This is a genomic window from Halomarina halobia, assembly GCF_029338575.1.
GTDB classification, from domain to species: Archaea; Halobacteriota; Halobacteria; order Halobacteriales; family Haloarculaceae; genus Halomarina; species Halomarina halobia.
Map to the genome: position 1 here is coordinate 942,091 of NZ_CP119992.1, position 26,667 is coordinate 968,757.

At 68.5% G+C, this 26,667-nt stretch carries 32 protein-coding genes; 18 read left to right on the plus strand and 14 right to left on the minus strand.

Features of this window, described 5'->3' with window-relative positions:
* Positions 1–52 precede the first annotated feature (52 nt).
* Positions 53–814, plus strand: coding sequence for a ribonuclease H-like domain-containing protein (locus tag P1K31_RS05095; RefSeq protein ID WP_276305200.1), 762 nt, complete (start codon positions 53–55; stop codon positions 812–814).
* Positions 815–839: 25 nt separating this feature from the next.
* Here P1K31_RS05095 and P1K31_RS05100 read toward each other — a convergent pair whose 3' ends face one another.
* The 3 genes from P1K31_RS05100 to P1K31_RS05110 form a co-directional block, all read right to left on the minus strand.
* Positions 840–1,214: a hypothetical protein gene (locus P1K31_RS05100; RefSeq protein WP_276305201.1), complete on the minus strand. Its 375-nt coding sequence runs from the start codon at positions 1,212–1,214 to the stop codon at positions 840–842.
* A gap of 97 nt (positions 1,215–1,311) precedes the next feature.
* The gene (gene cutA / locus P1K31_RS05105) at positions 1,312–1,614 is read right to left on the minus strand and encodes a divalent-cation tolerance protein CutA (RefSeq protein WP_276305202.1); all 303 of its coding nucleotides are present in this window, start codon (positions 1,612–1,614) and stop codon (positions 1,312–1,314) included.
* A 4-nt stretch (positions 1,615–1,618) separates the two neighbouring features.
* A complete protein-coding gene (locus tag P1K31_RS05110) occupies positions 1,619–1,783 on the minus strand; it encodes an HEWD family protein (RefSeq protein ID WP_276305203.1) in 165 nt (54 codons plus the stop codon).
* 112 nt (positions 1,784–1,895) lie between these two features.
* On the opposite strand from P1K31_RS05110, the gene P1K31_RS05115 reads away from it, so the two are divergent.
* Positions 1,896–2,456 (plus strand): class I SAM-dependent methyltransferase, encoded by a 561-nt coding sequence (locus P1K31_RS05115; RefSeq protein WP_276305204.1) that lies wholly within the window; start codon positions 1,896–1,898, stop codon positions 2,454–2,456.
* On the opposite strand, the gene P1K31_RS05120 is transcribed toward P1K31_RS05115, so the two are convergent.
* Positions 2,453–2,851 (minus strand): OsmC family protein, encoded by a 399-nt coding sequence (locus P1K31_RS05120; protein ID WP_276305205.1) that lies wholly within the window; start codon positions 2,849–2,851, stop codon positions 2,453–2,455. The genes P1K31_RS05115 and P1K31_RS05120 overlap by 4 nt on opposite strands.
* Before the next feature lie 52 nt (positions 2,852–2,903).
* The gene (locus tag P1K31_RS05125) at positions 2,904–3,620 is read right to left on the minus strand and encodes a metal-dependent hydrolase (protein ID WP_276305206.1); all 717 of its coding nucleotides are present in this window, start codon (positions 3,618–3,620) and stop codon (positions 2,904–2,906) included.
* Positions 3,621–3,817: 197 nt separating this feature from the next.
* On the opposite strand from P1K31_RS05125, the gene P1K31_RS05130 reads away from it, so the two are divergent.
* Complete coding sequence (locus P1K31_RS05130; protein ID WP_276305207.1) at positions 3,818–4,588, plus strand: fumarylacetoacetate hydrolase family protein; 771 nt, start codon at positions 3,818–3,820, stop codon at positions 4,586–4,588.
* Here the strand turns inward: P1K31_RS05130 and phaZ are convergent.
* Complete coding sequence (gene phaZ, locus P1K31_RS05135; protein WP_276305208.1) at positions 4,585–5,475, minus strand: intracellular short-chain-length polyhydroxyalkanoate depolymerase; 891 nt, start codon at positions 5,473–5,475, stop codon at positions 4,585–4,587. The genes P1K31_RS05130 and phaZ overlap by 4 nt on opposite strands.
* 59 nt (positions 5,476–5,534) lie before the next feature.
* Positions 5,535–5,993 carry a transporter gene (locus P1K31_RS05140; protein ID WP_276305209.1) on the minus strand — a complete coding sequence of 153 codons (459 nt, stop codon included), beginning with the start codon at positions 5,991–5,993 and terminating at the stop codon, positions 5,535–5,537.
* 117 nt (positions 5,994–6,110) lie between these two features.
* Here P1K31_RS05140 and hisC point away from each other — a divergent pair, with 117 nt between their 5' ends.
* Genes hisC through P1K31_RS05160 form a run of 4 tightly spaced genes read left to right on the plus strand, consistent with a single transcriptional unit; the run spans position 6,111 to position 8,938 of the window.
* The gene (gene hisC / locus P1K31_RS05145; protein ID WP_276305210.1) at positions 6,111–7,238 is read left to right on the plus strand and encodes a histidinol-phosphate transaminase; all 1,128 of its coding nucleotides are present in this window, start codon (positions 6,111–6,113) and stop codon (positions 7,236–7,238) included.
* Positions 7,235–7,759, plus strand: a complete 525-nt coding sequence (locus tag P1K31_RS05150) for an adenylate kinase family protein (protein ID WP_276305211.1) — start codon at positions 7,235–7,237, stop codon at positions 7,757–7,759. Before hisC ends, P1K31_RS05150 begins: the two co-directional genes overlap by 4 nt.
* Complete coding sequence (locus tag P1K31_RS05155; protein ID WP_276305212.1) at positions 7,756–8,364, plus strand: CDP-alcohol phosphatidyltransferase family protein; 609 nt, start codon at positions 7,756–7,758, stop codon at positions 8,362–8,364. Before P1K31_RS05150 ends, P1K31_RS05155 begins: the two co-directional genes overlap by 4 nt.
* A gap of 46 nt (positions 8,365–8,410) precedes the next feature.
* Complete coding sequence (locus P1K31_RS05160) at positions 8,411–8,938, plus strand: multiprotein bridging factor aMBF1 (protein WP_276305213.1); 528 nt, start codon at positions 8,411–8,413, stop codon at positions 8,936–8,938.
* Between the two features lie 15 nt (positions 8,939–8,953).
* Here P1K31_RS05160 and P1K31_RS05165 read toward each other — a convergent pair whose 3' ends face one another.
* Entirely contained in the window at positions 8,954–9,358 is a 405-nt protein-coding gene (locus P1K31_RS05165; RefSeq protein WP_276305214.1) for a VOC family protein, read from the minus strand.
* 86 nt (positions 9,359–9,444) lie between these two features.
* Between P1K31_RS05165 and tpiA the strand changes: the two genes are divergently transcribed.
* Both tpiA and P1K31_RS05175 read left to right on the plus strand, forming a co-directional pair.
* Complete coding sequence (tpiA, locus tag P1K31_RS05170) at positions 9,445–10,089, plus strand: triose-phosphate isomerase (protein WP_276305215.1); 645 nt, start codon at positions 9,445–9,447, stop codon at positions 10,087–10,089.
* A gap of 121 nt (positions 10,090–10,210) precedes the next feature.
* Positions 10,211–11,515: an acetamidase/formamidase family protein gene (locus P1K31_RS05175; RefSeq protein WP_276305216.1), complete on the plus strand. Its 1,305-nt coding sequence runs from the start codon at positions 10,211–10,213 to the stop codon at positions 11,513–11,515.
* A 4-nt stretch (positions 11,516–11,519) separates the two neighbouring features.
* Here P1K31_RS05175 and P1K31_RS05180 read toward each other — a convergent pair whose 3' ends face one another.
* Positions 11,520–11,780: a ubiquitin-like small modifier protein 1 gene (locus tag P1K31_RS05180; RefSeq protein WP_276305217.1), complete on the minus strand. Its 261-nt coding sequence runs from the start codon at positions 11,778–11,780 to the stop codon at positions 11,520–11,522.
* A 145-nt stretch (positions 11,781–11,925) separates the two neighbouring features.
* Here P1K31_RS05180 and P1K31_RS05185 point away from each other — a divergent pair, with 145 nt between their 5' ends.
* Positions 11,926–12,624: an HAD family hydrolase gene (locus P1K31_RS05185; RefSeq protein WP_276305218.1), complete on the plus strand. Its 699-nt coding sequence runs from the start codon at positions 11,926–11,928 to the stop codon at positions 12,622–12,624.
* A 114-nt stretch (positions 12,625–12,738) separates the two neighbouring features.
* On the opposite strand, the gene P1K31_RS05190 is transcribed toward P1K31_RS05185, so the two are convergent.
* Positions 12,739–14,370, minus strand: a complete 1,632-nt coding sequence (locus tag P1K31_RS05190) for an ATP-binding protein (RefSeq protein ID WP_276305219.1) — start codon at positions 14,368–14,370, stop codon at positions 12,739–12,741.
* Between the two features lie 405 nt (positions 14,371–14,775).
* Between P1K31_RS05190 and P1K31_RS05195 the strand changes: the two genes are divergently transcribed.
* The 3 genes from P1K31_RS05195 to P1K31_RS05205 all read left to right on the plus strand — a co-directional run bounded on the left by P1K31_RS05195 (position 14,776) and on the right by P1K31_RS05205 (position 18,344).
* Positions 14,776–15,426, plus strand: a complete 651-nt coding sequence (locus tag P1K31_RS05195) for a helix-turn-helix domain-containing protein (protein ID WP_276305220.1) — start codon at positions 14,776–14,778, stop codon at positions 15,424–15,426.
* 105 nt (positions 15,427–15,531) lie between these two features.
* Positions 15,532–16,308, plus strand: coding sequence for a TrmB family transcriptional regulator (locus P1K31_RS05200; RefSeq protein WP_276305221.1), 777 nt, complete (start codon positions 15,532–15,534; stop codon positions 16,306–16,308).
* A 374-nt stretch (positions 16,309–16,682) separates the two neighbouring features.
* Positions 16,683–18,344 carry an acetate--CoA ligase gene (locus P1K31_RS05205; protein WP_276305222.1) on the plus strand — a complete coding sequence of 554 codons (1,662 nt, stop codon included), beginning with the start codon at positions 16,683–16,685 and terminating at the stop codon, positions 18,342–18,344.
* 7 nt (positions 18,345–18,351) lie between these two features.
* Here the strand turns inward: P1K31_RS05205 and P1K31_RS05210 are convergent, their stop codons facing one another.
* Entirely contained in the window at positions 18,352–18,633 is a 282-nt protein-coding gene (locus P1K31_RS05210; protein ID WP_276305223.1) for a hypothetical protein, read from the minus strand.
* Positions 18,634–18,763: 130 nt separating this feature from the next.
* Between P1K31_RS05210 and P1K31_RS05215 the strand changes: the two genes are divergently transcribed.
* On the plus strand, positions 18,764–19,117 hold the full coding sequence (locus P1K31_RS05215; RefSeq protein ID WP_276305224.1) for a hypothetical protein: 354 nt from the start codon (positions 18,764–18,766) through the stop codon (positions 19,115–19,117).
* Between the two features lie 8 nt (positions 19,118–19,125).
* On the opposite strand, the gene dinB is transcribed toward P1K31_RS05215, so the two are convergent.
* Complete coding sequence (gene dinB, locus P1K31_RS05220; protein ID WP_276305225.1) at positions 19,126–20,415, minus strand: DNA polymerase IV; 1,290 nt, start codon at positions 20,413–20,415, stop codon at positions 19,126–19,128.
* A gap of 285 nt (positions 20,416–20,700) precedes the next feature.
* Between dinB and P1K31_RS05225 the strand changes: the two genes are divergently transcribed.
* Positions 20,701–21,096 (plus strand): hypothetical protein, encoded by a 396-nt coding sequence (locus tag P1K31_RS05225; RefSeq protein ID WP_276305226.1) that lies wholly within the window; start codon positions 20,701–20,703, stop codon positions 21,094–21,096.
* A gap of 170 nt (positions 21,097–21,266) precedes the next feature.
* Here the strand turns inward: P1K31_RS05225 and P1K31_RS05230 are convergent, their stop codons facing one another.
* A complete protein-coding gene (locus P1K31_RS05230) occupies positions 21,267–22,262 on the minus strand; it encodes a phosphoribosyltransferase family protein (RefSeq protein ID WP_276305227.1) in 996 nt (331 codons plus the stop codon).
* Positions 22,263–22,734: 472 nt separating this feature from the next.
* Between P1K31_RS05230 and P1K31_RS05235 the strand changes: the two genes are divergently transcribed.
* The 3 genes from P1K31_RS05235 (at position 22,735) to P1K31_RS05245 (ending at position 25,012) form a co-directional block, all read left to right on the plus strand.
* The gene (locus P1K31_RS05235; protein WP_276305228.1) at positions 22,735–23,760 is read left to right on the plus strand and encodes a glycosyltransferase family 4 protein; all 1,026 of its coding nucleotides are present in this window, start codon (positions 22,735–22,737) and stop codon (positions 23,758–23,760) included.
* A 4-nt stretch (positions 23,761–23,764) separates the two neighbouring features.
* Positions 23,765–24,418 (plus strand): class I SAM-dependent methyltransferase, encoded by a 654-nt coding sequence (locus tag P1K31_RS05240; protein ID WP_276305229.1) that lies wholly within the window; start codon positions 23,765–23,767, stop codon positions 24,416–24,418.
* A 339-nt stretch (positions 24,419–24,757) separates the two neighbouring features.
* Positions 24,758–25,012 (plus strand): ArsR/SmtB family transcription factor, encoded by a 255-nt coding sequence (locus P1K31_RS05245; protein ID WP_276305230.1) that lies wholly within the window; start codon positions 24,758–24,760, stop codon positions 25,010–25,012.
* 217 nt (positions 25,013–25,229) lie between these two features.
* On the opposite strand, the gene P1K31_RS05250 is transcribed toward P1K31_RS05245, so the two are convergent.
* Positions 25,230–26,540 (minus strand): MFS transporter, encoded by a 1,311-nt coding sequence (locus P1K31_RS05250; protein ID WP_276305231.1) that lies wholly within the window; start codon positions 26,538–26,540, stop codon positions 25,230–25,232.
* Positions 26,541–26,667: the final 127 nt, after the last annotated feature.

Genomic DNA, 26,667 nt, shown 5'->3' on the forward strand with positions numbered 1-26,667 from the left:
CGGCGTGACCGTATCCCGCAACGTTTAGTCTCCGTCACTCGTCGGTCCCCCCGTGCGGATCGAGAACAGCTTCATTCCGGTGGACGGCGTCGGCGAGAAGACGGAGCGCGGGTTGTGGGAGCGGGGGATCACCCACTGGGACGACTTCGAGCGCGACGCGGTCGGCGGCAAGACCGGCGACCGCATCGAGGCGTTCATCGAGACGGGTCGCGAGCGCCTCGACGCGGGCGACTCGCGCTTCTTCGACTCGGCCCTCCCCAGCGCTCACCGGTGGCGGCTCTACGAGAACTTCCGCGAGGAGGCGTGTTTCTTCGACATCGAGACGACCGGCCTCTCCCACGCGAACGACGACGTGACGACGGTGAGCGTCCACCGCGGCGGCGAGACGCTGACGCTCGTCGCCGACCGCGACCCGGCGGTCGGCCGACCGCTCACCCGCGACGCGATCCGGGAGGCGCTCGCCGACGCGCCCCTGCTCGTGTCGTTCAACGGTCGGCGCTTCGACGTCCCGTTTCTCGAGACCGCGTTCGATCTGACGCTCGACGCGCCGCACGTCGACCTCATGTACCCGTGTCGCCGCCTCGACCTCACCGGCGGGCTGAAGGCCGTAGAGCGGGACGTCGGCGTCGAGCGCGACCGCCCGGACCTCTCGGGCTACGACGCGGTCCGCCTCTGGCGGGAGTACGAGCGCGGCGCGGAGGACGCCCTCGAGACGCTCGTGTCGTACAACCGCGAGGACGCGGTCAACCTCCGAACGCTCGCGGAGCACGTCGTCGGGGCGCTCCACGACCGCGCGTTCGGCGATATCGAGTAGGAGGGCGTACCGCGGCTCTCGGGGGTCAGTAGTGGGGCCGCAGTCCCTCGTCCGCGGGCGAGACGTCGACGATGTCGATGGCTCCGACGGTGAGCGCGTCCGGGACGTACTCGTTCGTGTCGGGGAGGTACGCACCGGTCGGTTCGAGTCGGGTGGCGACGAGCACCTGCGGCGTCCCGCAGAGGCTGTGCTCCCGGGGGAACCCGTGGACCGCGTGGCGCTCGCAGCGGTGAAAGAGGGTCGACCAGACGTCGTCGACGCGCTCGACCTCGAGTTGAATGACGTCGCCCGCGCGCATACAACACGGCTCGTCGTGGAAGCTACAGGTCGCGCGGTCGGGTCGTTCGTCGCAGCCGACGAACTGACCCGTCAGGTCCCGGCAGAGCGAGTCACGGAGCATCGACTCGCCTCCCGGATGGCACGCCTCGGCGTCGGCCCATACTCGGACACGTCCACCGACGGGGATAAACCCCGTGATCGTGAACGTCGGCGCACGGCTACCGGACGCTCTCCGCCCGCCAGTCGGCGAAGGCGTCGAGCAGGCCCGACTCCTCGAAGCGCTCGACGCACGGCACGTCGTATGGGTGCACCTCGACCACCCGGGCCTCGAGGTCGGCGTACCGCTCGGCGGTCGTCTTGGCGAGGAGGATCACCTCCTCGTCCTCCACTACCTCGCCGCCCCAGCGGTAGACCGAGGAGCAGGGCAGGGCGTTGACGCAGGCCGCGAGCTCCTCCTCGACGAGGGTACTCGCCAGCTCCCGTGCGAAGTCCGGGGGAGCGGTGATGTAGGCGGTCGGCATCGCGTCACTCGCCGACCGGGTTGTACTTCCCGCTGATGTCCCACTCGTGGAGGCAGTGGGGGTTGCCAACCTCGTCGCGGACGACCCAGTTCTCGCTCGTCGCGTCCCAGACATCGTGTCGGCCGCAGCGTTCGCAGGTACGTTCGGTCGGGGGAACGATCGTCGCCATACTCGAGGGATGTTCGGGAGGGCCCATCAATCTCGCGCCGTGACCGTAGCGCCGTGTCCCTCGAATGCGGACACGGCCGACAGTATATGTCGCGCCCGCGCCGAGAGAGCGCATGGGCTTTCACACCTTCGACGCGGCGAGGGCCGACGGCCTGGAGGACCCGTCGCGCTACCGCTTTCTGTCGGTGGACGAACTGCTCGCCCTGTTCGATCCGACGCCGTACCAGACGGTCGCCGACCTCGGGAGCGGGACGGGCTTCTACACCGACGACGTCGCCCCCTACGCGGGGACGCTCTACGCGGTGGACGTCCAGGCGTCGATGCACGACTACTACCGCGAGAAGGGGGCCCCGGAGAACGTCGCGTTCGTCGTCGCCGACGTGGCCGACCTCCCGTTCGACGACGGCGAACTCGACGGCGCGTACTCGACGATGACCTTCCACGAGTTCGCGGGCGAGGGGTCGCTCGCGGAACTCGCGCGCGTGACTGCCCCCGGCGGCCTCCTCGGCGTCGGCGACTGGTCCGCGAACGGCGAGGGGGGCGACGGACCGCCCACGGACGAGCGCTTCTCGCTCGCCGAGGCGGTGCACCTCCTCAGAAAGGCCGGGTTCGGCGTCGAGTGCGGCCGCGAGCGTCGGGAGACCTTCGTGCTCCGCGCCCGCCGGACGATCTAGAACTGGCCGCCGCGCACCTCGATCTCGGCGTGGAGCCCCTCGCGGAGGGCGTCGTGGACGTGACAGATGTCCTCGGCGCGCTCGACGACGGCGTCGAACTCCTCGTCGCTCAGGTCGGCCTCGACGTGGACCGTGAAGCGGACCGCGGCGAGGTCGTCGCCGTCGTCGAGATCCGCCTCCGCCTCGATCGTTATCGTCCCCAGGTCGTCGTGTCCCTCCTGCTGGCCGCCGACGCGGAACGCCGGGATGAAACAGGAGGCGTAGTCGGCGACCAGGACCGAGTTGGGGTCGGGGCCGTCGCCGCCCGTCGCGTCAACGGTGAGTTGGTAGTCGCCCGCGCGGCTGACGGTCGTGTAGCCCTGCTCCGAGGTGCTCGTGGTCTCGATATCTGCCATAGCGACCGGAGGATCGGCCGCCGGCGACAAAAAGGTGGGCCGTCCGTGCGCGCTACTCGAGCGTGAACGGGTCGTCGGCCTCGAGGACGTGAACCTCGGCCGAACTCCCCGTCGCCTCCACCTCGCGGACGAAGTCCCGCGGGTCCTGCTCGATCGGCGGGAACGTGTCGTAGTGCATCGGGAAGGCGTGATCGACGTTCAGCCAGTCCACCGCGACGGCGGCCTGCCACGGTCCCATCGTGAAGTGATCGCCGATGGGGAGCGCCGCGGCGTCCGGTTCGAGGAACGGCCCGATGACGTCCCGCATCTCGGTCATGAGGCCGGTGTCGCCCGCGTGGTAGAACGTCGTGGACTCGCTGTCGGCGACCTGCGTGGGCTTCGTGTCGCTCACGACGAAGCCGGCGGGCATCCCGACGTCGTACTCGTAGCCCGTGTTCGCCCCGTTGGTGTGGTCCGCGCGGTGCATCGTCACGTAGGCGTCGCCGATGTCGACGGTCCCGCCGATGTTCATGCCGATCGTGTCCCCGTGGCCGAACTCGTCGGCGACGAACCCGACGAGTTCCGGCGTGGCGACGACGGTGGCGTCCGCGAACTCACCGGCGTGGGCGATGTGATCGGCGTGACCGTGCGTGAGCAGGAGGTAGTCCGGCTCCGCCACGTCCGAGGGCGAGAGCGACGTCTTCGGGTTGTCGAAGAAGGGGTCGATCAGTATCGTCGTTCCGTCCACGTCGACGTGCCAGGTGGAATGGCCGTGCCAGGTTAGCTCCATGACGGGCGTAGTATCTCCCGAGAGCCACTTATACTGTTGGTCGTCGCTCCTCGCGGAGAGTGAAAGCGGGGGGCGGGACGGACGCGACGGCCGGGGCGTGGCCCTGTCGTACGGGGAGCGGCGCGTGCTCCGAGCCGCGGGCGGGCGGGCACCGGCGAGTCCGAAGGGTTATCGGGGCGCGGTTGAATGGGAGTCTCATGCGAGTTGTTCGCTTTCGCGACTCGGCAGGGAACGTCCGCCGCGGCGAGTGGACCGGCACGGACGGCGAGGAGATCATCGCCCGCGAGAACTACGGCGGGCGGCTCACCTTCGGCGACGAGACTTTCGCCGCCGAGGACGTGGACGTGCTCCCGCCGTGCGAGCCGACGAAGATCGTCTGCATCGGGCTGAACTACGCCGATCACGCGGCGGAGACGAACAGCGAGGTCCCCGACCGGCCGATGCTGTTCCTCAAGCCACCCAACACCGTCGCGGCCCACGGCGAGCGGGTCACGCTACCCGCCGGGAAGGAGCGCATCGACCACGAGGCCGAACTGGCCGTCGTCATCGCGGAGCGGTGTCGCAACGTCAGGGCGGAGAACGCGATGGACGTCGTCGCGGGGTTCACCTGCCTCAACGACATCTCCAACCGGGACGACCAGCGGATCGAGCAGAACTGGGTGCGCGGCAAGGCCTTCGACAACGCCGCCCCGATCGGCCCCGTCATCGCCAAACCGGAGGTCGTCCCCGAGGACGCCCACGTCCGCCTCCGGCTCAACGGCGAGCTCAGGCAGGACTCCACGCGCGATCAGTTCATCTTCTCCGTCCCCGAACTCGTCGAGGAGATCACCCGCTACATGACGCTGCTGCCCGGCGACGTCATCTCCACGGGCACCCCGGCCGGCGTCGGCCCGCTCTCGGACGGCGACACCGTCGAGGTCGAGGTCGAGGGCGTGGGAACGCTCAGAAACGAGATCCACGTCCCCTAGGGCGACGAGAGGAACGCCTCGATCTCGGCCACGACGCGCTCGGGCGCGTCGACGAACGGCGAGTGGCCGCAGTCCTCCAGCTCGACGAGGCGCGCGTTCGGGAGGTCCTCGACGGTCTCCGCGGCCATCTCGGCCGAGATGACGAGGTCGCGGTCCCCCCGGAGGACGAGCGTCGGCTGCGTCACGTCGGCCGCCCGGCCCGACCCCTCGCCGTAGTCGTTCTCGCGGTCGCTGACGTTGAAATGCGCGAGCGCGTAGTCCACGTCCGCGAGGTTGCGCTGGGTGAGCATGTCGTCGACGTAGCGCTCGTACCGCTCGTCGTCGGGCGTCTCGTGCGTGTAGATGAGCGCCTCCCAGATCGCCTTCAGCGCGTCGCGGTCCGCCTCGTCGTAGGCGCGCTGGACCGGCGCGACCTGCACCGGGTCGGCGGCGATCTCCTCGCGCGTCGTGAGGGGTTCGTCGGTCGGCCGGCCGTCCTCGTCCTTGCGGTAGATCGGGTAGCCCCGGGTGCTCACGGGCGCGACCAGGACGATCCGCTCGACGCGGTCGGGGTGGGCGGCGGCGTACTCCATCGCCACCCCGCCGCCGGTCGACCAGCCGAGCAGGTGGAACGTATCGAGACCGATCGCGTCGACGACGGCCGCCACGTCCCCCGCGAAGTCGGCGAGCGAGTCGACCGGCGTCCCGTAACTCGACTCCCCGAACCCGCGCAGGTCGATCGCGTAGAGCGCGTAACGCGCGTCCATCCGCTCGAAGAGCACGTCCATGTGGACCGAGGAGGTCATGTTGCCGTGCAGGAGCACGACCGGCACCTCGCCGCCCTCGCGCGCCCTGTAGGCGATCGTCTCGCCGGATGGAACCTCCACGAACCGCGGTTCTGCGTCCATGCGGTCGCGTCGCGTCAGGAGAGGGTAAAGATGCGGGAGGCGGTAGTCGGGGACGCGAGTCAGAGCGGAAGCCCGCCGGCGAGCGTTCCGGCGACGACGAGCAGGCCGACCGAGACGACCGACCCGGCCTGCAGGAAGGGCTTCGCGTCGCGGGCAGGCGTCCGGACCTTCCGCGCCCGGAGGCCGCTACGCATCCGCGCGGCACCGACCTCGACGAGCGCCGCCAGCGCGAACCACAGGGCGATCATGGCGAGCACGAGGTGCCCCCGCGACGTCTCCAGCAGCAGGGGGACGGTGTACCCTCGCCCGGCCATGTGGCCGCCGGAGGCGAACGGGAAGAACGCGCTCGCCCGCGAGACCGTCGTCAGGCGGCCGGTGACGTACTCGAGGGGTTCGGGGCGGACGTCGCCGCGCAGCGCCAGCGGGAGGACGCTCGCGGTGACGAAGAGGACGGTGCCGGTCCACAGCCCGGCGAACGACAGGTGGACCACGTGGGCGACGGTGTCGACGAGCGACATATCCGGATCGATGAACGGCCCGGGGAAGATACTGTCGACTGCACGCCGCCCCGGCGGCGTGCGACGGATCGACACCGGTTGACTACGCTTAAGGCGGCGCGTCCGCAGTCTCCGAGTATGCAACCGCGCGACCTCTCCGCCTACGACGTCTACCAGGCCGGGCGGGGGAACGAGGAGGTCGCCCGGGAACTCGGGATGGACCCCGAGGACCTGATCGCGCTCTCCTCGAACGAGAACCCCCTCGGCGCGAGTCCGAAGGCCGTCGCGGCCGTCCGCGAGGCCGCCGACTCGATCAACACCTACCCGAAGGCCTCCCACGCGGACCTGATCGAGAAGCTGGCGGCGCGGTGGGACGTCGCGCCCGTCCAGGTGTGGCTCGCCCCCGGCGGGGACGGCGCGATCGACTACCTCCACCGCGCCCTGCTCGCGCCCGGCGACCGCGTCCTCGTGCCCGATCCCGGCTTCTCCTACTACGCGATGAGCGCCCGTTACCACCACGGGACGGCGCGCGCCTACCGGATCCGGAAGGCCGAGGACTTCGCACAGACGGCCGGGGCGGTCCTCGACGCGTACGACGGCGAGCGGATCGTCTACCTCACGAGCCCGCACAGCCCCCTCGGAACCGAGATCTCGGCCGGCGGGGTCGCGGAGATCGCCGACGGGACCGACGAGGAGACGCTGGTCGTCGTCGACGAGGCCTACGGCGAGTTCACGGACGCCCCGAGCAAGGCGGAACTCGTCCGCGAGCGCGACGACGTGGCCGTCCTCCGCACGTTCTCGAAGGCCTACGGGCTCGCGGGGCTCCGGCTTGGCTACCTGCTCGCGCCCGGGGCGTGGGCGGACGCCTACGCCCGCGTGAACACGCCCTTCGGGGTGAACAAGCTCGCCTGTCGCGCCGGGCTGGCGGCGCTCGACGACGACGACCACGTGGAGCGCAGCGTCGAGGCCGTCCGCTGGGCGCGCGAGTACATGTACGCGAACTTGGACGCCCGGACGTGGGAGAGCGCGGGCAACTTCGTGCTCGCGGACGTCGGCGAGGGGGTCGAGGGCGACGAGCCGCGGCGTCGCTCGACGACTGACGAGGCGGCGTCCTCCCCGGCGTCGGCCGTCGCCGACGCCTGTCAGCGCGAGGGCGTCATCGTCCGCGACTGCACGAGCTTCGGGCTGCCCGGGTGCATCCGGATCACCTGCGGGACGCGGGAGGAAACCGAGCGCGCCGTGGAGGTCGTGAACCGCGTCGCATGAGGGTCGCAGTCACCGGCACCCCCGGAACGGGGAAGACCACCGCGACCGACCTCGTGGCGTCGCCGCTCGACGTGCTCCACCTCAACGACGCGATCCGGGCGGAGGGGTTCCACGAGGGCGAGGACCCCGATCGGGGGAGCCTCTACGCCGACCTCGACGCGCTCGCGGCGTGGGTCGACGAGCGTGCGAACGAGCGAGGGACGGACGGCTTGCTGCTCGAATCGCACCTCGCTCACCGTCTCGACGCGGACCGCGTGGTCGTCCTGCGCTGTCGTCCGGCGGAGGTAGAGCGTCGGCTGACCGAACGGGGCGAGCCGCCGGCGAAGGCCCGCGAGAACGCCGAGGCGGAGGCGCTCGACGTGATCCTCGCGGAGGCGGTCGAGCGCCACGGCGCGGACGCGGTGTACGAGATCGACACGACTGACCTCCATCCCGAGGCGGTCGCCCGCGAGATCGAGGCCGTCGTCGCGGGCGACCGCGAACCGAGCGCCGGCGGGGTGGACTTCACCGACTACCTATGACGCTCGATCAGCTCAGACCCGTGGCGAACCGCGCGCTCGACCCCTTCGTGAACGTCTCCGAGCGGCTGGGCCTCACGCCGAACGCGGTGAGCGTCGTGGCGATGGGGCTCGCGGTGGCCGCGGGCGCGGCGTTCGCGTTCGCGGGCGACGCGCCGCTGCTCTACCTGCTCGGGGCGGTGCTCGTCTTCCTCAACGGGTGGCTCGACCTGCTCGACGGGGCGCTCGCGCGGCGGCTCGGGACCGCCTCGCCCGCCGGCGACCTCCTCGACCACGTCCTCGACCGCTACGCGGACATCGTGATGCTCGTCGGCCTCGCCGCGGGCGTCCGGCAGTGGGCGATCGGCCTCGCGGCGGTGACGGGCGTGCTGATGACCTCCTATCTCGGCACGCAGGCGCAGGCCGTCGGCCTCGACCGCGTCTACGGCGGGCTCGTCGGGCGGGCCGACCGCCTCGCGCTGATCGGGCTCGTCGGCGCGCTCGCGGCGTTCGTCACCGGCGCGCTGTCGGGGTTGACCGTCGTCGGGTGGCTGCTGGTCTTCTTCGCCGTCGTCGGACACATCACCGCCCTACAGCGCTTCTATCGCTCGATGCGCGCGCTACGCTGAGCGGTCAGGGCGCACGATTTATACGGTGGCGTGGCAAAGACCCCCCATGGCTCAGTGTGAGATGTGCGGAGCGGAGACTTCGTCGCCGAAGACGGTCAAGATCGAGGGGGCGGAGATCGACGTCTGCTCCAGCTGCGCGCAGTTCGGGACCGAGGTTCGCACCCAGTCGTCCGGGAGCGCCTCCACCAAGTACTCCACGGGGTCCTCGGGGTCGAGCGGGTCCGGGTCCGGATCGGCGGGATCGTCGGGGTCCTCCGGCGGGACGCGCCGACGGCGCGACATGTTCGACCAGATGGATGAGGTCGTCCAGGACTACGACGCGCGCATCCGGAGCGCCCGCGAAGCGGCGGGCCTGACGCAGGAGGAACTCGCGAAGCAGCTCAACGAGAAGGCGAGCCTCGTCCGCAAGCTCGAACGCGGGGACATGCTCCCGAGCGACGACGTCCAGCGCAAGCTCGAACGCAAGCTCGACATCACGCTCACCGAGGGAGCCACCGACGACGACACCGAGTGGGAGGGCGGCGCGTCGACGGGGTCGTACACGCTCGGCGACGTGGTCAAGCGGAAGGACTGAGGCCGACGCTCTCCTTCAGATCTCGAAGTGCGGGTTCCACGCCACCTCCCAGCGGTAGCCGTCCGGGTCGTCGAAGTAGCCCGCGTAACCGCCCCAGTCGGTCTCCTGCGGCGACTTCACGACCTCGGCACCCGCCGCCTCGGCCTCTGCGACGACCGCGTCCACGTCCGCCCGCGACGCGACGTTGTGCGCGAGCGTGATCCCCCCGAACCCGCCGTCCCTGGTCGGGTCCGCGGCGTTCGCGTCAGCCGCGAGTAGTTCGACCGGATAGAGCGCCAGCCACGCCCCCTCGGTGGTGAAGAACGCGACGTCCGCGTCCGTTCGCTCTCGCATCGGGAGGCCGAGCCCGTCGCGGTAGAACTCGATCGAGCGGTCCAGGTCGGAGACGCCGAGCGTCACGAGGCTGACGTGGGGATCCATGCGACCCGGACGCCGGGCGACGGCAAAGCGGTGCCGGCGAGCGCCGAACGGGTAGCTATAACTCCCCTCCGGGACCGACTCCCGATATGTTCGTCCTCGTCAACCTCAAGGCGTACCCCTGCGACCCGGTCGCGGTCGCCAACGCCGCCGCGACCGTCGCCGACGACACCGACGCGCGCATCGCCGTCGCCCCGCAGGCGGCCCACCTCTCCGCGGTCGCCGGGACCGGCGTCGAGACGTGGGCCCAGCACGTGGACGGCGTCGAACACGGCAGCCACACCGGGAGCACGCTGGCGGAGGCGGTCGCCGACGCGGGCGCGGTCGGTACGCTGATCAACCACTCCGAGCGCCGCCTTCGACTCGCGGACGTCGACGCGGGCCTGCGCGCCGCGGAGCGCGCCGGGCTGGAGACGGTCGTCTGCGCGAACAACCCCCGACAGGTCGGCGCGGCGACCGCGCTCGGCCCGGACGCGGTCGCCGTCGAGCCGCCGGAGCTCATCGGTACGGGGACGCCGGTGAGCCAGGCCGACCCCGACGTCGTCGAGGACGCCGTCGCGGCCGCCGCGGCGGTCGACGAGTCGGTTCCGGTGCTCTGCGGCGCGGGCATCTCGACCGGCGAGGACCTCGCCGCCGCCCGCGAACTCGGCAGCGAGGGCGTCCTCCTCGCCAGCGGCGTCGCGAAGGCCGACGACCCCGAGGCCGCCCTGCGCGACCTCGTCTCCGGCGTCTGAGGGCCGTCTGCCGACGAGTCCGCGCTCCGCGGGGCCCGGACTCGTACCTCGCCCTCGTCTCCCGCCCCCGCCGCCGACGTGCGCACCCTTTTGACCCGTGGGAACCAACCCCACGAACGTCATGGCACAGCGAGAGGTACGACAGGAACTGACGGTCGACGAGTTCACGCTGGGGCTGGTCGGCCCCGACCAGGAGTGGGCGGGGACGGTCGCGGACGGCGGAACGGTACGGACGCACACGCCGCCGGGGTGCTGGGGTCCGATGATAACGCCCTCGTTCCGCGGCGGCCACGAGGTGACCCGACCGATCGCCGTCGAGGGCGCGGAGGTGGGCGACGCCATCGCCGTCCGCATCAGGGACGTCGAGGTGACGAGCGTCGCCACGAGCACGGGGAGCATGGCCGAGCGCGAGGGGGCGTTCGGCGACGACCCGTTCGTGGACCACCGCTGCCCGGAGTGCGGCGCGGCGTGGCCGGAGACGGTCGTCGAGGGGACCGGCGAGGAGTCGATTAGATGCGCCGAGTGCGGCGCGAACGCCTCCTCGTTCGGCTTCGAGTACGGCTACACCGTCGTCTTCGACGACGACCGCACGATCGGGCTCACGGTCGGCCCCGAGGGGGCGGACGCGCTCGCCGAGGACGCCGAGGAGCTGATGGCGCTCCCGGAGAACTCCCGCCAGCATCCCATCCTCCTCTACAAGCCCGCGGAGATGCCCGGCGCGATCGGGCACCTCCGTCCCTTCGTCGGGAACATCGGGACGACGCCGCCGGTCGAACTCCCCGACTCCCACAACGCGGGGGACTTCGGGCAGTTCCTCGTCGGCGCGGAGCACGACTGGGGGCTCGCGGACGAATCCGAACTCGAGAAGCGGACGGACGGCCACATGGACTCGAACGAGGTCCGCGCCGGGGCGGTGCTGATCTGCCCCGTGAAGGTCGACGGCGGCGGCCTCTACGTGGGCGACCTCCACGCCAACCAGGGCGACGGCGAACTCTCCCTGCACACGACCGACGTGAGCGGGTGGACCGAACTGGAGGTGGAGGTGATAAAGGGCCTCGACGTCGACGGCCCGCTCCTCCTGCCGAACGTCGAGGACCTGCCCCACATCGCCAGGCCGATCAGCGCCGACGAGCGCGAGCGGGGCGAGGCGCTGGCCGAGGAGTACGGCGTCGACCTCGACGACCTCGGGCCGATCCAGGTGATCGGCAGCGGCGCGACGATCAACGACGCGACGGACAACGCCTTCGAGCGCGCGAGCGACCTCCTCGACATGAGCGTCGGCGAGGTGCGGGGGCGCTGTACCTTCACTGGCGGCGTCGAGATCGCCCGCCTGCCGGGGGTCGTTCAACTGACCCTGCTCGCGCCGATGGACGTGCTGGAGGAGCGCGGCCTCGCCGACCTCGTGCGCGAACAGTACGACCTCTAGATCCCTACCCCCCGCGCATCGCCGGGTAGACGGTGAGCGACTCGTCGGCCGCCAGCGCGTCGGCCGGATCGACGCGCTCGCCGTCGCGCGTCAGCCGGACGCTCGGGCGGAGGTCGCCCGCCCCGTCGAACAACTGATCCCGGGCGCGGGGGTAGCGATCGACGAACGCCCAGAGCGCGTCGCGGGCGGTCCCGCCGTCGAACTCGACCTCGACGGTCTTCGCGCCGGTCACGCCGCGGAGGGGACCGAACAGCGTCAGCTCCATGCCCGCGTCTCGTCCGGGGGCGGGAAAAACGGCTCCATCGAAACGCGCCGGGAGTAGCGTCCCCCTGCGACGGTCACCGCCTCGGTCTCGCACCTAACGTGCCGAACACCGAGTCTTTAATCGCTGGACGCGGTACGTCTCTGTCATGGGAGATCCGATCGAGGCGATCCTGTTCGACCTCGACGACACGCTCTGTACGTATCGCCGTTCCGGGCAGGAGATCCTCTCGCTGGCGTTCGAGGCGATCGGTCGCGAACCGTTCTTCACCGCCGAGGGGTACTACGAGATCTTCGACGACTTCGTCACCGATAGCGACAGCGGGCTCGAAAACCGCCAGCGATGTTTCGCCGCGCTCGCGGAACGAGCGGGATACAGTCCGAGCGTCGGTCGAGAGGTCGCAGACGCCTACGCCGAGGAACGCGATCAGACAAACGTACGGTGGTTGCCCGGAGCGAAGGAGGCTCTCGACGTACATTCACCGGACTATTCACTCGCGCTTATCACGAACGGCCCTCCGGAGTGGCAGATCCAGAAGATCGATGCGTTGGGCATCGCGGACCGCTTCGAGACGATCGTCTACGCCGGATACGACACCGCACCGAAACCGGACCCGGAACCGTTTCACATCGCACTCGATCGATTGAATACGGAACCGGAACGAGCGGTCACGGTCGGAAATTCGCTCGGAAGCGACGTCGCCGGGGCACACAGTGCCGGCGTGCGCTCGATATGGCTAGACGCCGACGGGATCGACGACCCGGAGCCAGCCCCACACCACCGGATCGAGACGATGAGCGATCTGACCGACGATTCCCGATCCCTGTTCACGATCGCGGAACGCTGACCGGTCCACGGAGGGCACGTCTGCCCGTGTCGTGTACCGATGTGATCGAGGTCGGAGCGGAGCACTCACGAGTCGAACAGGTGGCGATGAAGGTGCGCCGAAGCGATCCGGGGGTTACTCCACCGGCCAGGGACCGTCGACGAGGTACCGCTCGATCTCCCCGACGCGCTCGTCCAGTTGTTCGGGGGACAGCCGGTCGTCGAACTCGCTCGCCACGAGGTCGGGGAGGGCGTAGACGTACTCGCCGCGCGCCGCGTGCTCGATGAACCCCGCCTCCCGGAGTTCGCCGTTGCGGCTGTAGGCGACGGTCCGGTCGCCGGAGCCGCCCGCGGCGACGTGCGCGTCGAGCGGCGACAGGGGGCCGCGCTCGCGGTAGCGCGCGAGCATCGAGCGGGTCGTCGGGTCCATCCCTTCGAGGCGCTCGCGCAGCCGCTCGACGACCGATCGGTCGCGGACGCGCACGTCGGAGGCGTCGTCCGCGCTCTCGCCGCCGTCTCCCCGATCGCCCCCGTCCGACTGATCCGGCCAGGGGGCGAGGTCGGTCGCTTCCCACCGCTCGTCGCGGTCGCTCACACCGTCCTCGTCGCTCCCGTCGCTCCCGTCGCTCGCGCCGTTCGAGGCGGCGCGTCCGTTCCGGTACTCGACGCCGGGGTTCTCCTCGAGCGTGGACTGTTCGGACTCGATGCGCATCCGGGAGCGTCCCGGGTGATCGAACAGCGCGGCGGCGAACTGATCGGCCATCCGCGAGAGGTCTCGCGCGTCGGCGAGGTCCCGTTCCAGGGTCCTGATGCGCTCTTCCTTCTCGAGGAGTTCCTGCTCCAGTTCCTCGATGCGGTCCTCGCGGCGGTCCTGCTCCTCGGTGATGCTCTCCAGTTCCCCCACGAGGTCGGCGCTCACGGACTTGAGATCCGGGCGCTCGAAGTCGTCGAGCCCGGGCGTCGCCCCGGCGTCGAAGGTCCGCTTGCGCTGGAACTGCACGCGTCGGGTGCGCTCTGACCAGTCAGTGACGAGAAAGCCCTCGCCGTCGCCGAGGTCCTCGACGGCCGCCGAGTACTCGCTGCCGAGGACGCGCTTTACCACCTTCGTGTCGTTGCGCCAGGTGAGGCGGTGCCAGACGAGCCAGTCGCACTGCGTGATGAAGTCCTTCTTCACGTCGGCCGGGCGCTGGCTGATGCCCGTGATGCCGAGCCCGTGCTTGCGCCCCCGCTTGCCGATCTTGATGAGCATGCGCCCGCACTCGTCCAGGCCGCCGCCCTCGGGGATCCACTCGTGGACCTCCTCGACGATGAGCAGGAACGGCTTCTTCAGCTTCTTCTCCTTGGCGAACAGCTGTTTCGCGACCTCCGTCAGCAGCGCCGCCGCCTCGCGCTCGTCGAGGAACGACGAGACGTCGAGGATGATGGGGATGTTGTTGCGCAGCGCGAGGTCGGCGATCTTCTCGGCGTGCTCCGCGCCGACCTGGATGTCGCACTCCTCGTCCGCGCCGACGTGGAGGATCTCGTACTTCTCCTTCAACCCGTAGTACTCGCCGTCGATGTCGACGATGAGGAGCGAGAACTGGCGGTCGAGCAGCTTCTCGATGATGACGCTCGCGGTGTTGGACTTCCCCGACCCGGACTTCCCGGTGACGAACCCCCGACCGGTGAGCACCTCGACCGCCGGCATCTCCACCGTGGTACCGGGGTCGCCGGCGCTCGCCGCGCCATCGCTCACTTCGGCGACGGTGATCGTCTCGGTCTCACCCATGTCCGTGAGTTCGTGCGGGGAAGTATAACCGTCCGTCAGACGCCCGGCAGACGGCGAGGGGTCGGGCAGGATCGGTTCCACGTCGATCCGCGGCGCTCCTCGTTGTTACTGCCGTAGTGAACCGCTCGTTGCTGTCGGACGAGTCGCGGAGCGATTATCGTCCGATGCCGGGTAGCAACCGCTGACCCGGATCGGGGACCTCCGTATTCCCCTCGCGCACGCGCAGGGGGACGGCCTCCGACGGGAGGGTTCGACCGACGCCGGCCGAGCGCACGAGGGGAGTTCAGGAGACCGCGGAGGTCCGGAACGCGACCGAAACCGAGTACGGATCGGACATCGGACCGGCGATCGCGCGACACGTCCGGTCGATCCGCGAAACGTTCACAGAGACCAGCCAGTGAGATCATGTCAACACTTGTCGAAGTTCGTATATCCGTAGACGAATTCGCGCTCGGAGCGACGCTACAGAGGGTCACCGAGGCGCGGTTCGTCTGCGAGCGTACCGTGCACACGGACGAGACCATGCCGCTCGTGTGGGCCCGCGCTCCCGATCGAGTAGCGCTCGAGACCGCGCTCGATTCCGACGCGACCGTCGAACGGTGGTCGCGGCTGTCGACCGCCGGGGACGAGTGGCTCTACAGGATCGAGTGGGACTACGACACGCGGCTCGTGTTCAGGATCCTCGCCGCCTCGCCGCCGGTCGTCCTCACGGCGCAGGCGTCCCGACACGGGTGGTCGCTCCGACTGCTCTATCCGGAGCGGGAGATGATCGAGCGGACGCTGTCGTTCTGTGACGAGATGGACATCTCGCTCGACGTCGTCCAGATACAGGACGTCTCGAACCGACCGGTCGGCAGCCACGGCCTGACCGACGAACAATACGACGCGCTGGTGACGGCGGCGGAGCGGGGCTACTTCGACGTTCCGCGTGCGGTGACGCTGGAGGACCTCGCCGACGAGCTCGGGGTCTCACACCAGGCGCTCTCCGAACGCCTTCGACGGGGGAACTCGGTACTGGTCGACAAGCTGCTTCAGCACGGGACGGCGTTCGAGTGAGCGCCCGGCCGGTACGGACCCGGTCACGGTCGGAAGCGCACCGATAGAGAGGATGCTCGTTTCGCGGCCACTAGTGGTATGTTCGCGTACGTCGTTCGAGACTGCATGACGGGTGAGCGGGAAGCGGTAGCGGCGCTAGAGCGACTCGGCCTGACCGAGTACGAGTCGAGGTGCTTCGTCGCCCTCACTCGCATCCCCACGGGGACCGCAAAGGAGATCAGCAAACTCTCCGAGGTCCCTCGGTCGCGGGTGTACGACACCGTCGAACGGCTCCACCGGCGGGGGCTAGTAGACGTACACCAGTCGGAGCCCAGGGAGTACAGAGCCGTCCCGACTGACGAGGCGCTCGACGTACTCCAGCGGAACTACGTCTCCGGAATCGAGGCGGCGGCGACCGCGTTAGAGGACGTGGAATCGACGGACCTAACCGAGGACAGGGGCGTCTGGTCGGTCACGAACACCGAACACGTGAGCGACCGCGTGGCGTCGCTCCTCGACGGCGCGGAGGAACACGTCCACGTCGTCGTCGCGGACGACTCCGTGCTCGATGCGACGTTTCTCGACCGCCTGGCGGCAGTCGCCGATCGCGTGACGGTCGTCGTGGAGGTGCCGTCGGAGGCGCTCGGAGATCGAGTCGAACGAGCGGTCCCGGACGCGCGGGTTACGGGTTCGGCGGGGCTGGAGCGGACGGAACGGGTCGTCGAGAAGTGGCCGGGGCGACTCGTCATGGTGGATCGCCGCGCCGTCCTCGCGAGCGGCGTCGAGGAGAGCCACCTCCCCGGCGTGCGCGAGGAGAGCGCGGTCTGGACGCACGGGCGCGACCACGGATTCGCCGCGTGGATCCGGAAGCTCCTCGAGGAGCGGGTCGACGTGACGGAGTAGCCGATGCGATGGCGTGACCGAGCGGCGGGCGGTTCACTCGAAACCGACGTGCTCCAGGTCCCTCGCGCCGCACTCCGGGCACGAGAGCGTCCCCTTCTCCCCCGACCGAACGTCGCTCCTGGGAAACGTCGCACCGCACGCGCGACACGCCATCGTCGCCCTCGTCCCCGACGTCGGAGCGACACCGTCACGCGGTAATCGCCGGTCGTCCGCCTCCCGTGTCATGTCACCGATTCGCGTCGGAAGCGGGATAAGCCCGGCGACGACCCCGCACCCCACGACGGCACCTCGACGGCACCGGGCCGTCCGGGGGACGCGCGACAGGTCGACATCCGTGAACGAATCACTAAGGCGGATGCCACTGACTCCCACCCATGGATTGGGATTCCTTCGACCCGGTCGACGACCGAGACGAGTTCACCTGGGACGACATCTACGCGGAGGCGGACTGGGACGCCCCGGAGTCGTTGAATGTCGGCCACGAGGTGTGCGACCGCCACGCCGAGGCCGATCCCGACCGCGTCGCCCTGGAGTGGGCCGGAAAGGAGGGCGAGCGCGAGACGACAACGTTCGGCGACCTCCGCGACCGGTCGAACCGCTTCGCGAACGTGCTCGCCGAGCGGATCGACCGCGGCGACCGCGTCTTCTCGTATATGCCCCGCATTCCGGAGCACTACGCGGCCATGGTCGGGACGCTCAAGACGGGGGCGGTGTGGGGGAGCGTCAACGAGCGCTTCGGGCCGGACGGCATCGCCTACCGCCTCGCGGACTGCGACGCGAGGGTCGTCGTGACGACTGGCGACAACCGCGACACCGTCGCCGAGGCGCTCGCGGACGTCCCGAGCGTCGAGCACGTGATCGTCGTCGGCGAGAGACGGGAGGGCGACGTGGACTTCCGCGAGGCGACCACGGCCGCGAGCGACGAGTTCGAGGTCGCGGACACGTCGGGCGAGGACGACGCGCTCCTCTACTACACCTCCGGGACGACGGGCCGCGCGAAGGGCGTCCTCCACAAGCAGCGGTGGGTGGCCGGCGTCGCGGCCACCCAGAAGCTCGCCGTCGACGTGCGCGAGGACGACCTCTACTGGTCGACGGCCGACCTCGGCTGGCTCACCGGACCCATCAACACCCTCGGCGCGTGGTTCTGGGGGACGAGCATGTTCACCTCGGAGAGCGAGTTCGACCCGGAGGAGTGGGCGGACCTCCTCGACGAGTACCCCATCACCGTCCTGTTCTCGGTGCCGACGGCCTACCGCATGCTCCGCGAGAGCGCCTCGGTGCTCGAGGGGAAGGACGTCGACGTCAGACACGCCCTCTCCATCGGCGAGCCGCTCTCCGCGGGCGTCGTCGAGTGGGGCGAGGAGGCCCTCGGCGTCACTATCCTCGACACCTACGGCCAGACCGAGACGGGTAACATGATCATCAACAACTACCCGACGATGGAGGTGCGCCCGGGGAGCATGGGCCAGCCGCTGCCCGGCGTGACGGCGGCCGTCATCGACCCCGAGACGGGCGAGGAGCTCCCGCCGGGGGAGACGGGCGTCATCGCCGAGCGCGGCGACTTCCCCTGCTTCTTCGCGGAGTACTGGGAGCAACCCGAGAAGACGGCGGACTGCTTCCTCGACGACTGGTACCTCTCGGGCGACCTCGGCCACCTCGATTCGGACGGCTACTTCTGGTTCGAGGGACGCGCCGACGACGTCATCATCAGCGCGGGCTACCGCATCGGCCCCTTCGAGGTGGAGTCCTCGCTGGGCGAGCACCCCGCCGTCGCGGAGGCCGCCGTCGTCCCCATGCCGGACACGGAACGCGGCAACATCGTGAAGGCGTTCGTCGTCCTCTCGGCGGACTACGAGCCGAGCGACGACCTCGTGACGGACGTCCAGGAGCACGTTCGCAACGAACTCGCCGCCCACGAGTACCCCCGGGAGATCGAGTTCGTGGACGACCTGCCGAAGACGGTGACGGGGAAGATCCGTCGCACGGAGCTTCGCGACCGCGTCCCCGACTCGCCGGGGGAGTCCGAGTCAGCCTGAGCCCGCGTCAGGCGGGCGCGGATCGGATGACCCACTCGCCGTCGCCCTGCTCCTCGAGGACGCCGCCCTCGCGCAGGCGGACGACGTACCCCGTCGGCGACTGATCGGTGCGGGCGTCGGCCTGCACGCGGACGAGGTGGCCGATGAACTGTGCGACCGGCGGCTTCTGCGCCGCGCCGCAGTCGTAGACGGTGACGAGTTCGCCGTCGTCGCGGGCGGTGTAGACGATGACGTGGGCGTGACGCGGGAGGTGGTAGGCCCCCTCACCCGCGGGCGCGAGGTGGTTCATAGGTATCGTTGAGCCCGGCGGTCTAAAGACCCCTCGCCGCGACGTCGCGTCGGACCGTGAAGACGAGTAGCCCGAGCCCGCTCAACCCGACGAGCGTCGGGACGAACGTCCTCGGGTTCGCGTAGTCGAAGTGTGCGGTCAGTTCGAACACGTAGTAGGTCTCCCCCCTCCGGACGACCGTTCCGGGTACCTCCTCGCGGTGCTCGAATCGCTGTACCTCCCCCTCGACGGCGGCGTCGACCGCCCGCCGCTGCTCGGGGGTGAGACCGTCGTAGTACTCGACGTTCCCCTCGTACCTCGGAAACTCCTCCTCGGTGCGATCGAAGGCGTAGGTGTAGTCCGTGTCGTGCAGCGCGAGCCAGGAACCCGTACCGGCGAGGAGAACGCAGACGGCGAGGAAGAAGAGGGCGAACCGACGCGTTCGAGCGGGGACTGCCGTGGCGCTCCCTCTACGACGGTCCCACAGAAGCCCTGGCGAAGGTGAGGGTAGCGTCAGGTGAAGTCGACGAAGGTGGTCTGTCCCCGCGCGCGGTCCGCGGGCCGGTCGTGTTCGGATCGTCCGTCGTCGCGGTCCGGCCCTTCGGATCGGGCCTCCCCCTCGTCGAGTCCGTCCTCGGCACCGACGCCCCCCTCTCGCTCTCCTTCCCACTCGTCCAGTGGGGCCTGCGTCCCCTCCGCGAAGGTGAGGTTCGAGACGCGCACCCCGAGCTTTCGCACCGTCTCGCCCTCGAACTCCTCCGCGAGATCGAGCACGACCGACTCGACGAGGTCCGCGTCGGCCACGGGGCCGGAGAGCGACCGCTCGCGCGTGTTCACGTCGAACGGTGGCCGGACCACCTTGATGCCGATGGTCTTGTAGAGCGCGTCTCGGGACTCCGTCCGCTCTACGACCTCGTCCGCGAGTCGGAGCAGCCGCTCGCACACCGCGTCGAAGGCGTCGGTGGGCTCGGTGAACGCCGACTCGCTCGAGAGGCTCTTGGGCTTCCCGACCGGTTCGACGGGGCGGGGGTCCCGTCCGCGCGCGTGATCGTGGATCGTCCCGCCGCGCGCGCCGAAGCGCGAGACGAGCGCGTCGCGGTCCGCGCTCGCGAGGTCGCCCGCCGTCCCGACGCCCATGCCGCGCAGCTCCCGCGCCGTGACGGGGCCGACCCCGTGGAGTTCCTCGACCGGGAGCGGCGCGAGGAACTCCCGGACCTCGGCCGGTTCGACCACGACGAGGCCGTCCGGCTTGTCGTAGTCCGACGCGACCTTCGCGACGCTCATGTTCGGCCCGACGCCGACGCTCGCCGGGACGCCGATCTCCTCGTCGATACGCTCCTTGAGGCTGGACGCGAAGACCTCGACGCTGTGCCACCCGACGCGGTCGGTCACGTCGAGGTACGCCTCGTCGATGCTCACCTCCCGAACCGCGTCCGCCACCCCGTGGAGGATCGCCCGGATCTCGTCGCTCACCTCCCTGTAGTAGGCCATGTCCACCGGGCGGTAGTGGCCGACCGGCCCGTCGTGGTCGTCGGGCGCGGTCTCCGCCCGGGGGAGCGCCTCGAGCGCCTGCGAGATGGGCTGTGCGCTCTCGACGCCGTGCTCGCGTGCCTCGTAACTGGCGGTGGCGACCGCGCCGTGGGGCTCGCCCGCCTCGTAGCCCATCCCGACGACGACCGGCTTCCCCCGGAGGGTGGGCTCGCGTCGCCGCTCACACGCCGCGTAGAAGCAGTCCATGTCCACGTGCAGGACGACGCGCTCCTCGTCGCTCGTCGGCGGTCCCGCGAACCCCGCACCGCTCATGGTCGTCCGTGCGTTCTCGGGGGGCTTGTAGCTGTCCACAGCGCGGTGAAAGTGTCGAGTCCGATCCGGTCCTCGGGGCACCCGACTCGCGTCGAGGGGCTCGAGTCGAGCGCCACTCCCCTCGCGTCGCTCGCGTCGAGTCGAGTCGAGTCGAACTCACCCGTTCGCGACACTCCTCCGGGACGGTATTCCCGAAACACGACAGATAGATTCAACCGCGCGTAGTGCGGTACCACCGTGCATGTGTCGACGGACGGCCCGATACGGGCGCCGGGGGGCGACGCCGTGACCGGGTGGACCTGCCCGGGGTGCGATCGGCGGGTGAACCGCGACGAACTCCCGGCGCACCTCGCGGAGTGCGACGCCGTCGACCTCGACGTCTTCGGGACGGACGCGTCGAGCGGCCGGGCGGGGATGCACGTCCGACGGGGAACCGGGGGGAGGGCGATCGACGATCGAGCTCTGCGCAGGGAGGTGGCACGCCTTCGAGCGCGCGTGTACAGGGTGGAAGAGGAACTGTGGGGGAACGCCCCGCCGGACGCCGCGGCGACCGTCTCCAGCACGCCCGAGATACGCATACAGGCGTGCGACGCGTGCGGTATCGTTCTGTGGCGGTACGGACAGGACGGAACGAGGGACTGCCCGCACTGCACCCACGGCGTCCTCCGAGTCGTGGCGTAGACCGCCGACGGTTCGCTTCGACCGCCGTCGGCGATCCGGCCGCGTCCTCGATCAGGACTGAAACGATCCGAGGTGCACCTCGGACCCCGCGTCGGGCCGACGTCCCTCGCGCGCCGGTAGGGAAGTGTCGTCGTCGCGGGCTGCGCCTCGGGCGGAGGAACGAACCCGCGTCAATCGTCGCGGTACCTTCGGGTCAACAGGTTCATCCGGTGCTGTCCCCTCGTGAGCAGGTACCTGCTGGCCCGCAACGGGAACGAGATGGGGTTGTCGACGAGACGCGACAGGTACTCGTTGCCCCTGTCGTACGTCCTCGCCAGCGCGTCGGGTTGCACCATCTCGTTCGAGTAGTAGCAGTAGACGGGCTTTCCCGTCCGCTCCGAGATCTGTACGGCCTGATTGTGGGAACTCTCGATGAAGAGGTTCGCGCCGGTCGACTTGTACACGTTCGCCTTGTACTCCGCGTGGTTCCCCCGGGCTCGGCGCACCTCCTTGCTCGGCAGGTCCATCATCACCAGGTTGTCGTACTCGACCCCGTGAGCGTCCAGCCACTCCTCGGTCAGGTCGCGGTACTTCTCCAGCCTGCAGGTGACGAGCCACCCGACGCGTTCGGTCGGGAGGATCTTCGGCTCGACGGTGGTGACGAACTCGCGGTAGTTCTCCCCGTCGTCGTTCTCCCGCCTCGTCGGATCGCGGCACAGCACGCCGTCGATGTCGACGCAGCAGTTCTTCAACATCGGGTGGTGCATCAGGTTCCACTCGAACACCCTCGGCTTGCCGACCACCTCTCCCCAGTGATCCACGTACTGATACCCCTCCGCGGAGATGTAGACTGCGGCGTACTCTACATCGAACGGGAAGTCGTGTTCGTCGAGTCGTCGTCTGGTGTTCGTCATCTCGCGTCCCGAATCGACCGAGTCATCGATGACGAGAACGCGATCGACGTCCGAGAAGGTGGACGTCTCGTCGTACCGATAGCCCGTCGCCAGGAGTCGCCCCTCGCAGAGCCCGTCGACGTCAGTCATGGGAACGTTCAGATTCAAACAGAGCAGGTTGGCGGCGAGCAGGCCGCTGCGAGGGATCCCGACCACCAGATCGATGTCGCTGGGTAGGTCGTGGGCGAGTTGGCGCACCTCCGAGTTCAACTCGGCTATGCTCCTGTAGTTCATTACATCCCCGTTTTGATTATCTCGTAATAAGGTGTTTCCTTCGGTGTTGTGAGGTTCTGCGACCCATTTGTTGAATATTCTGAGAAAACACATCACAGTACTATCGTTCAGATCGATAAACGCATGAGCGGACGCCGGTCCTCGATTCGGCGCGGCCCCTCGGGGCTCTCCGACCGACGACCACGGGGAGCGCCGCTACTATCTGGGGGCCGGTGAACACTCGCGTTACTCCTACTAGTGACCTACGTACACAGACACGGCCGACGGTATACCCCTCGACGAGTTAGAGAGGATCGTCAAGCGAACGAGTGAGTCTTCCGGGCAGACAGGTCGCGCCGGGAGCCCGGCGACAACATATTGATCGTTGAGATACTATTAATACGTATGGTATAGAGTATGATATATGGCTGGCACTGAACCGACCACACCACGCACGGAGCCATCGGTATCGACCCCTTCCCGCGACCGGACGATGGACCGCCAGGACGAGCTACGAATCGCACTCTGTCACTCGAATCCGGACTACGAGGCCAGTCTGGCGGGCGCACTCGCCGCGGACTACCCGGGGGTCGCCCCCGACGTCATCACGCGCCTGTCGATCCCCAGCCGGGTCAGTGCCCTCCTGCGAGGCGACTACGACGTGATTCACGTCGACGAACTGGTCGCAAACGGCCTCCTCGCCGCATCAACATCGGTCGTCGCGCGGACGCCCCTCGTCGTCTACTTTCGCGGCTGGGACGACTATCTCAACAGCCACGGACAGTACTCCACCCTGAAAGCCGCTCGGCTCTCGCTCTATACGCGCAGTACGCTGGCCCGGGCGGCTGCCGTCATGACGATCAGCGAGCGGACGGCGGACATGCTCTCGACGCGGTACCGGCTCGGCGAGGTGACGGCGTGCCCCCGCCCGTTCCCCGTCGACGAGTATCGATCCGCGGCCGAGGGGGCCGACGACGGGGACGAGACGACGATCGTGACGGTGACGAACCTGAGATACAAGGGGAAGTACCGTGGAGTGACACAGATCCTCGCCGCACTCGAACCGATCTTCGAAGCGGATCTCGCGGATCGCTACCTGATAGCCGGTGACGGCAGGTACCTGGATCGAGTACGAGCGCGAGTGCGCCATCACCCGTTTGCCGATCGCATTGACGTTCTCGGGTTCCAGAACGACGTTCCCGGGTTACTGGCGCGCGCAGACGCGTTCGCATACGTCAGCTACCTCGATGCGTACCCGACCGCGGTGCTCGAAGCGCAGGCGGCCGGCCTCCCGATCGTCGCCGGCAACGCCAGCGGTGTCCCCGACGCGGTCGGAGATGCGGGGCTTGTGTGCGAGCCCACACCGGACGCGCTCGCGGAGGGCATTCGATCCGTCCTGTGCAACCCCGCGACCCGCCGTCGACTCTCGAAGCGTGCACGTCGTAAAGCAGCGACACACAACGAGGCGTCGGTCGAGACCCACATAGACGTCTGGCGGGCGGTCGCATCAGCACGGTGAGTCGATGAGTCACGACACGACCGCTGCTACGGACCGTCGGTCGTTCGGCCACATCTCGAACCTGCGAACGCGGGCGCTACTCGAGGCGGTTCCGGTCGGCGGATCGATTCTGGACATCGGCTGTGTCCAACACGACGCGGCGGCTGAGCATTCGAACGAGTGGGTCCACAAATATCTCTACGAGATCGGGGACGAAGTACTCGGGCTGGACTACCTCGAAGACGATGTCGAGACGCTAACCGACAGAGGGTACGACGCTGTCTGCGCGGACGCGCAAAATTTCGACCTCGACCGAACGTTCGACACGATCGTGGCGGGCGAGATCATCGAGCACCTTGCGGATCTCGGGGGCTTTCTCGAGAGCGTACATCGCCACCTCGCCCCGGACGGGACGTTCGTGCTATCGACGCCGAACGCCTGGACGTTCCATCGCTTCCGACAGGCGTTGCTCCGACAGGACGTGAGCTGTAACCCGGAACACATCTGCTGGTTCGACGAGCGAACGATACGACAACTCCTCGCTCGACACGGTTTCGCGATCGACCGACTCGAGTACGTCCGGCCGACTGAACCCGGCCTCTCGAGACTCCTGTACGACCTCGGGCGGGAGACGATCGGCGGAGCGAGTCTGTTGGTCACCGCATCGTCCGGCGAGTGAGTGGTTCACGCTCACTCCAGGGGCGAGTTACACCGACTCGACGCCATGCTCTCGATGGTTTCACGATGGCGAGGAGAAACATCTGGCACGAGTCATCGCGAGCGGAGAGCGGGGCCGAAAACCCTTGAACGGTGAGACGTTCGACATCGACCGCGTTCACGAGTTCACGATTGAGTACGCGGACCACCTCGAAGCCAGGATGAGGTGGTCTCGTCCGACGATTAGAGTCTACAGACCTCGCCGAACGCCGCGAGGCAGCGTCCTCCGCGCCACCTCCGGAAACGAAACGCCTGTGCGGCTACGACGCCGACGAGGGCGAGAGCCGCCCTCGCGACCGACGTGCAGTTGCTCTCGGCGATGGGCAACGACATCCGGTACGAGGCGCTACGCCTGATCGCGAGGGCGGACGGCGGCCTGTGCGTCTGCCAACTCGAACCGGCGCTCGGTGTGAGCCAGGGCGCGGTGAGTCAGGCCGTCTCGCGGCTTCACGGCGCGGGACTCGTGACGCGACGCAAGGAGGGGCGCTGGCGCTACTACGGCCTCACCCCCCGCCACGACGCGGCTACTCGAAACCCTCGACGACCTCCGGGGTGACGCCGATGAGTGACGGCCGAGAGGCGGTGACCGCGGCGTCGTCCAGCGTCGCCGGTACGAACGCGGAAGGGGTGAACGTCCGGAGAGCGTTGACCGGGCTGTCCACCAGCGATGGATCCTGACCGGAACCGTTATCATCGCGTCCTCCCCCGCGAGTGGGACACACGACGTGTGTAGAGCCTCGTTCCACGTATCGTCAGCAATATGGACGGGAAAGCTATGAAACGTACGCTTCGAACTCTTTTCCAAAAGCCAAGAAGTATCCAGTACCGACGAGACCGATCGTTGCCGCGAGCGCGAAAGCGAGTTCAGGACTGACGAAATCCCAGAGGTAGCCACCGAGTGCAGCACTCGGAATCACGATCGCGTTTCGAAGGAGATAGTACGCACCCGTCACACGGCCGCCCGCATCACGTTCGGCCGGACCCACGATCAGTGCCTTGTGGGACGGAAGGCCAGCAAACCGGAGGCCGGAGAAGGCAAACAGGAGCCCGACGATGAATGCGTTCGGCGGTGCGAAGATCAAAAGCACGGGGAAGACCGCGTACACGGCGAATCCGAGTGCAACCACCGGTTTGAGGCCCACGTGTTCCGCTATCTTTGCGGCTGGTGCCATCACGAGTAGCGCAACGACCATCTCCAACCCGAGTAAAACGCCGAAGAACACCTCCGGACTCAGGTAGTAGCCGAAGAGCGTGACGTCAACTTCGAGGAACCGAGTGATGACGATGACGAAGAAGACGTACACCATCCCGTTCGCGAAGCGGACGAGCGTGTCACCGACGAGCAGCGGGCGGAGTTCCGCGGGAAGAGCTCCAAGGTCCCGTGCGATCTGCTGGACGCCTTCGAACTCCTTCCCGATGGTATCCTCGCTCGCGTCGTAGCGGAAGTGCTGAACAACCGTGGCAGCTACACCGAAGGCGGTTGCGACGCCGAGTACGTAAAGGAACCCCGGGAGGACATCGCCACCGCCAAAGTACAGCAAGCCGGCGGCGAGTAAGGGACCGATCAGGAACGCCGTTCGGCGGAACGTCTCTGTGCTGGCAAATCCTCGTGCGAGTCGGGACTCGGACACGCTCTGCTTGACGATCGCGAACGTCGCCCCGAGGCCGAACGATTTCCACGCCTGTGCGAGGATCAGCCCGACGAAGATCCAGATCCATGGCTCGATTGCGAGGCCACCGAGTTCGACCGTTCCGATCAGCGGCGCGATGAGCCAGAACAGAAACCCAAGAGTCGATAGAAGACCGAACAGCGTCAGCGCGTACCGGGAACCGATGCGATCGGAGAACGCCCCACCGGGGTATGGGTAGACGGCGCTGATGACGTTTCCGAACGTCCCGTAGAGCCCGATAACGAACGGCGTCGCTCCCAGCACCGCCATGTACTCCGGCACGTATCGGCTGGTCATCTGGAAGCCGAGGCTGAACGCGAACATCGCCACGGAGAGGACGAGCACGTCACGTTCGAGCGCGAAGAACTGGCGGAACGGATCGAATACGCCAGCGGAGCCCTCCTCTGTCGCCATCTATGCGCGAACGTAGGACCATCGGGTAAATAGATTTTACCGTACCGTTAACGGATTTAGTGCCGACACGTATGAAAACCGTGGACGGAGTCCAGGGCGGGTATCGATATCTGCACCTCCGATGTGG